The organism is Actinoallomurus acaciae (genome assembly GCF_042429965.1).
Classification (GTDB): domain Bacteria; phylum Actinomycetota; class Actinomycetes; order Streptosporangiales; family Streptosporangiaceae; genus Actinoallomurus; species Actinoallomurus acaciae.
Map to the genome: position 1 here is coordinate 1 of NZ_JBHLZP010000857.1, position 2,258 is coordinate 2,258.

Genomic DNA, 2,258 nt, shown 5'->3' on the forward strand with positions numbered 1-2,258 from the left:
GCGAGCGGCGGTGGACTACCTCGCCCGGTCCGGCCGACGGGCGATCGGGACGATCGCCGGGCCGCCCGACCGGGCCGCGGGCATCGACCGGCTCGAGGGCTACCGGGCGGCGATGGCCGAGATCGGCGTCGCGACACCCGGCCTGGTCGCGTACGGAGACCTGCGCCAGGCGTCGGGGGAGCACGCGATGAACAAGCTGCTCGACCGGCGCCCGGACATCGACGCGGTGCTCGCCGCCTCGGACCAGATGGCCGTGGGCGCCCTGCGCGCGCTGCGGCGCACCGGCCGGCACATCCCTCACGACGTCGCGGTGGTCGGCTTCGACGACGCGCCGATCGCCGGCCGCGTGACGCCGAGGCTCACGACCGTCCGCCGGCCCCTCGAGGAACTGGGCGCCCGGATGGCGCGGGAACTCCTCGCCCGGATCGCCGGCGCTCCCGGCCGCAACGTCATCCTCGGCACCGAACTGATCATCCGCGATTCCGCGTGACCGGCCCGCTTCCCCCGTCTGAAGACGCGGGATTCCGACCCCCGGCACAGAGGAGAGAACACACCCGCACACCCTCCTGAGCCCACTCCCGGGGGAGTCCCCCCGGGAGCGCTTCCGCCAGAGTCCTGAGGAGGACGCATCCGCATGAATGTCAACGTCCATCGCCCGCGCGCGGGCCGGCCGGCGGCAGTGGCGCTGGCCGCACTGCTGCTCGGTCTCGTCTCGACGCTCGTCGCCGTCGGGACGGCACGCGCGGCGACCGGCTGTACGGTCGGCTACACCACCAACGACTGGGGCGGCGGGTTCACCGCCGACCTGAGCATCACCAATCTCGGCGATCCGCTCACCTCATGGACCCTGGAGTGGGACTTCGCCGGCGACCAGCAGGTCACCCAGGGCTGGAGCGGCACCTTCACCCAGTCCGCGAAGCACGTCACGGTCAAGAGCGTCTCCTACAACGGCGGCCTGGGCACGAACGCCTCGACGTCGCTGGGCTTCAACGGCTCCTACTCCGGCACGAACGCCACGCCGGCGTCGTTCAAGCTGAACGGCTCGACCTGCGACGGCTCCACCGGCTCCGGCCCCACGCAGCCCCCGCCGGGCGACGGCGGCGACCACACCGACAACCCGTTCACCGGCGGCAAGGGCTACGTGAACTCCGAGTGGTCCGCCGAAGCCCAGGGCGACGGCGGCAGCGCGGTCGCGAACCAACCGACGGCCGTGTGGCTCGACCGCATCGCGGCGATCAACGGGGTGAACGGCGGGATGGGCCTGCGCGACCACCTCGACGCCGCCCTGGCGCAGGGCGCGAGCTACGCGCAGTTCGTCATCTACGATCTGCCCGGCCGTGACTGCGCGGCGCTGGCCTCCAACGGCGAGCTCGGCCCGACGGAGATCGGCCGCTACAAGACCGACTACATCGACCCGATCGCCTCGATCATGGCCGACTCGAAGTACGCGAACCTGAAGATCATCGCCTACATCGAGCCGGACTCGCTGCCCAACCTGGTCACCAACGTCAGCGGCGACACCGCGACCACCGAGTGCCGGACCATGCAGCAGAACGGCAACTACGTCGCGGGCGTCCAGTACGCGCTGAACAGGCTGCACGCGATCAGCAACGTCTACACCTACCTCGACGCCGCGCACCACGGCTGGCTCGGCTGGGACAGCAACTTCGATCCCGCCGCGCAGCTCTTCGCCACCGTCGCCCGCGGCACGACCGCCGGGGTGAACAGCATCGACGGCTTCGTAATCAACACCGCCAACTACTCGCCCACCACCGAGCCGTACCTGCCGGTCAACGACCAGACCCGCCCGTCGACCTGGGTGGACTGGAACCGGTACGTCGACGAGGCGAGCTTCGGCGCGGCCTTCCGGCAGCAGCTCATCTCCGACGGTCTCCCCTCCGGCATCGGCATGGTCATCGACACGTCCCGCAACGGCTGGGGCGGTTCGAGCCGCCCGACCGGGCCGAGCTCGGCCGCCGACATCAACGCGCAGGTCAACGCCGAGCGCGTCGACCGGCGGCCGCACGTCGGCGACTGGTGCAACCAGTCCGGCGCGGGACTCGGCGCGCGGCCGACCGCGGCCCCGGCCGCCGGCTTCGACGCGTACGCGTGGGTGAAGCCGCCGGGCGAGTCCGACGGCGCCAGCAAGTCCATCCCCAATGACGAGGGCAAGGGCTTCGACCAGATGTGCGACCCGGACTACGGCGGCAACGCCCGCAACGGCAACAGCCCGACCGGCGCGCTGCCGGACGCCCCGC

The 2,258-nt window shown here is 71.8% G+C and carries 2 protein-coding genes; both read left to right on the forward strand.

Annotation, left to right across the window (positions count from 1 at the left end):
* The coding region (locus ACFFNX_RS48105; protein WP_378213130.1) for a substrate-binding domain-containing protein at positions 1-490 on the forward strand (490 nt) is incomplete at its 5' end.
* Positions 491-634: 144 nt separating this feature from the next.
* Positions 635-2,258: glycoside hydrolase family 6 protein (locus ACFFNX_RS48110; protein WP_378213131.1), on the forward strand; the 1,624-nt coding region annotated here is incomplete at its 3' end.